The following is a 3487-nucleotide window of genomic DNA, read 5'->3' as shown; positions in this document are numbered from 1 at the left end:
GGCCGGTTTTGCCCCCAATCTCGAGGAGGTGGTGAAACTCTCCCGTGAAGTGGCACAACTGCGGGCCGATGCGCTTGGCGTGCGCCCCTACGACGCCATGCTGGCTCTCTATGAGCCCGGCATGACCAGCGCGCGCTTGGATCAGATCTTCGGCGATCTCGCCAGCTGGCTGCCAGCTCTTATCCAGACCGTGAGTGAACAACAAAAGGGCGATGCCCTGCTGCTGCCGCAAGGCCCCTTCCCCATCCCCACCCAGCAGGCGCTCGGTCAGGAGGTAATGGGGCTGCTCGGCTTTGATTTCGCACACGGTCGCCTCGATGTGAGCAGTCATCCCTTCTGTGGCGGCGTGCCGACCGACGTGCGGATCACAACACGCTATAACGAGCAGGAGTTTGTCTCCAGCCTGATGGGCATAGTGCACGAGACCGGTCACGCCCGTTACGAGCAGGGGCTGCCGCGCCATCTGCTGGGTCAGCCGGTGGCCGAGGCCCGCTCCATGGCGATCCACGAGAGCCAGAGCCTGTTTTGCGAGATGCAGCTGGGGCATCATCCCGCGTTCCTCGCGCTGCTGGCGCCACGCATTCGTCACCACTTCGGCGAGCAGGCGGCGTTTGCGCCGGACAATCTGGCCAAGCTCTACAGCAGGGTCGAGCCGGGCTTTATCCGGGTCGATGCGGACGAGGTGACCTATCCGGCCCACGTTATCCTGCGCTACGAGCTGGAGCGCGATCTGGTGGAAGGGAAGATCGAGGTGGTCGACATCCCCGAGCTGTGGGACGCCAAGATGCAGCAGTGGCTGGGGCTCTCCACCAAGGGCAACTACCGCAATGGCTGCATGCAAGATATTCACTGGACCGACGGCTCGTTCGGCTACTTCCCGAGCTACACCCTGGGCGCCATGTATGCCGCCCAGCTGCGCTTTGCCCTCGAGAAAGAGCTGGGTAGCATGGGTGAGGTGATCGCTTCGGGCCGCCTGCCGGAGATCTTCGGCTGGCTCGGGCGCAACATCTGGTCACAGGGGAGCCTGCACAGCACCGACGAGCTGGTGCGCCGCGCCACTGGTGAAGCGCTCAATCCGCACTGGCTGCGCCAGCATCTGGAACAGCGCTACCTGAAGTAATGAGCGCAGTAAGCTAACAGCAGAACGGGGCCTTTTTAGTTGACCACTACAGGGCCCCGTTTTTATGGCGGTTCATTTTTATGGCGGTGCATGGCACAGCACGCCACCACCATGCTGTAAAAAGAGAGGGTTCAGAGGGGGTCCGGGGAACCCAGCAACTCGCGCAGTTGCAGGATATTGCCCTCAGGGTCGAAGGCGTTGCGCACCACAAAGCCGGGCCCTGTCCACTGTTGTGGCAGCAAACCGCCACCGAGATCCGCCGCCTTCGCTTCTGCCCAAGCGAGGCTGGAGACGGTGAAGAACAGCTTGATGGCCCCCTCTTCCCGCAATTCCGGCGGCCGCTTGATAACAACTTGCCCGGCATAAGGCTCGGGAATGGCGTGGATCAGCAGCTGGATATCGCTGTTTTCCAGCACCACCAACTGCTCATCCTGACTGCAGACCACCATCTGCAGCAGGGTACGGTAAAAGTGGGTCAGCAGGCCCGGATCCTTGGCATAGATCAGGGCACCGGCGCGAGCGGGGCCTGGCATGGAGCACTCCTCAACAGTGAACGGCTGGGTGGACAGATCTCCACCATCTCACAGTTGCGCGCCCCATTCGATCCTTTTTAGCGGCTCGCCAGCCTCACTGCACAAAGTGCCACTGCCGCAGTGCCAATGTCGGAGGCGGCCCCTGATCGTCCCCCAGATCTGCCATGCCCAGCGCCTCGTCGTAGTGCACACCGCCAGCACCGCTCTCGGTCAGATGCTTGGCACGCACCGCCCCGTACAGCCCGCCACTACCGCTGATCTTCATCTCGGTCAGCGGGGCATAGAGGGCGGCATAGAGCGGGGTATTGCCCGACAGCTTGATCCCATCCTTGCCGCTATACGCGGAATAGATGGAGATAGCGGGCGTACCGCCAGCGGTCAGCCCCTGTTTGGCTGCCGTCACCTCGGCACCGGCCCCGAGATCGACCTTGCCGCTGACGATCAGGGTCAGACTGCTCCCCTCGCTCACCGTCAACTTGTTGCTGCCAGTCATGGTGAAATCCTTGTCGATCAGCAGCACCACATCCCCCTTGATGGTGAGTGTGGCATCGGCCCCCATATTGAGACTGTCGAGCTTGTAAACGGTCTGATCCTTGCCAAACAGCTCCCCCTTGCCGGGGAGCGGCAGCCCGGGCTTGTGCTGGTTGCTGCTGGTAACCGAGCCGGTGGAGGGATCCGTGGTCAGCACCATCTGCTGGGTGGCGCCCAGCGTCAACGGGCCATTCAGCGGCAGATTGGCCAGCTTGGGAGAGTTCGGCAGCGCGGTCACATTGAGCGGGTCACACACCTGCCCGGCAACAGGCGGTAGCTTGGGATGAGTGCGGTATTGGGGATCCAGATACTTCTGATGCTTGGCATCAAGGAATGCCCCGTTCCCACCATAGTTCAACTTGTCGTCAGCAATGCTTGTGCCATGACCCATAGAGACATCTCCATTGATCGACACGGCCCCGGCAATATGCCCCCCTTGCAAGGCAAAATTTCCACTCCCGTTCACTCTTCCCTCAACCCTTACGACCCCATCAGAGGGAGAAATGGTGATATCGCCGCCAGCAAGTACATTACCCGCAACAGGTGAAGAGCCGTTCAAGGTCACCGAGCCGGTCGCCCGCACATCACCCCAGATGGGGGAGTGCCCGGCGAGCACTACATTGGCCTTGTCGCTGACGGTCGCCACCTTGGCGTTTTGCCCCTGATTAAGAGTCCCGGAAACAGACTCCTTGTACGCCCCCTTGCGCGAATCATAGCTGTCGATAAAACCGCTACCGGAGAGGCTCAACCCTTCACACGCCACCACCGAATCCTGAAAGATGAGATTGCCGGGCTCGCGCTTAAGGGCAAACAGCGCGTTGAGGCTGGCATTACCCTCCAGATAGCGGCCATGGCTCTGCAACGCCAGCTTGCTGCCAGCGGAGGCATCCAACTGATCGATGCGGAAGCGGCTGCCCGCCATGGCTCCTTCCCCCTTGCCAGGCACCTTCTGCACCAGCCTCTCCCACTCTATCCGCGGTTCGGCGCCAAGTGCCTGATGCAGGGCACGATAACTCTCGTTCATCCCCTGCTCGGCACTGAGCTGCGCATTGATCTTCTTGTGAAAATTGCCGCTCAGGCGGGTCTGCAACTGGTTCTCCTGAATGCTGGTAAACACCAGCAGACTCGACAGCAGGCTCACCACCAGCACCACCAGCAGTACGGCTCCCCGCTGCCCCTGCAATCCCTTGTTCATCCCGCTCCCCCTGCTGTGGCGTTGGCTCCGGATGTGGCCAGCGCTGCCGCCCAGACCGCCTTGCGACGGGCCACCTGCACCTCTACCCCAGGCGCCAGATAGCTGGGC

At 61.7% G+C, this 3487-nt stretch carries 3 protein-coding genes; 1 reads left to right on the top strand and 2 read right to left on the bottom strand.

The window, feature by feature from the left end; translation table 11 throughout:
- Positions 1-1120, top strand: a 1120-nt coding sequence (locus AACS18_RS09940; protein ID WP_258228694.1) for a carboxypeptidase M32, incomplete at its 5' end; no start/stop codon positions are given.
- 131 nt (positions 1121-1251) lie between these two features.
- Here the strand turns inward: AACS18_RS09940 and AACS18_RS09935 are convergent.
- Both AACS18_RS09935 and AACS18_RS09930 read right to left on the bottom strand, forming a co-directional pair.
- Positions 1252-1653: a VOC family protein gene (locus tag AACS18_RS09935; protein WP_005343580.1), complete on the bottom strand. Its 402-nt coding sequence runs from the start codon at positions 1651-1653 to the stop codon at positions 1252-1254.
- A 94-nt stretch (positions 1654-1747) separates the two neighbouring features.
- Positions 1748-3379 carry a DUF7305 domain-containing protein gene (locus tag AACS18_RS09930; RefSeq protein WP_108612238.1) on the bottom strand — a complete coding sequence of 544 codons (1632 nt, stop codon included), beginning with the start codon at positions 3377-3379 and terminating at the stop codon, positions 1748-1750.
- Positions 3380-3487 lie beyond the last annotated feature (108 nt).

This window comes from Aeromonas sp. HMWF015, assembly GCF_963878965.1.
Taxonomy (GTDB): Bacteria; Pseudomonadota; Gammaproteobacteria; order Enterobacterales; family Aeromonadaceae; genus Aeromonas; species Aeromonas veronii.
This window is presented reverse-complemented; position numbering and strand designations above follow the sequence as displayed.

Coding starts and splice junctions, on each gene's coding strand:
- AACS18_RS09935 (WP_005343580.1), bottom strand. CDS start 1,653: ATGCCAGGCCCCGCTCGCGCCGGTGCCCTGATCTATGCCAAGGATCCG.
- AACS18_RS09930 (WP_108612238.1), bottom strand. CDS start 3,379: ATGAACAAGGGATTGCAGGGGCAGCGGGGAGCCGTACTGCTGGTGGTG.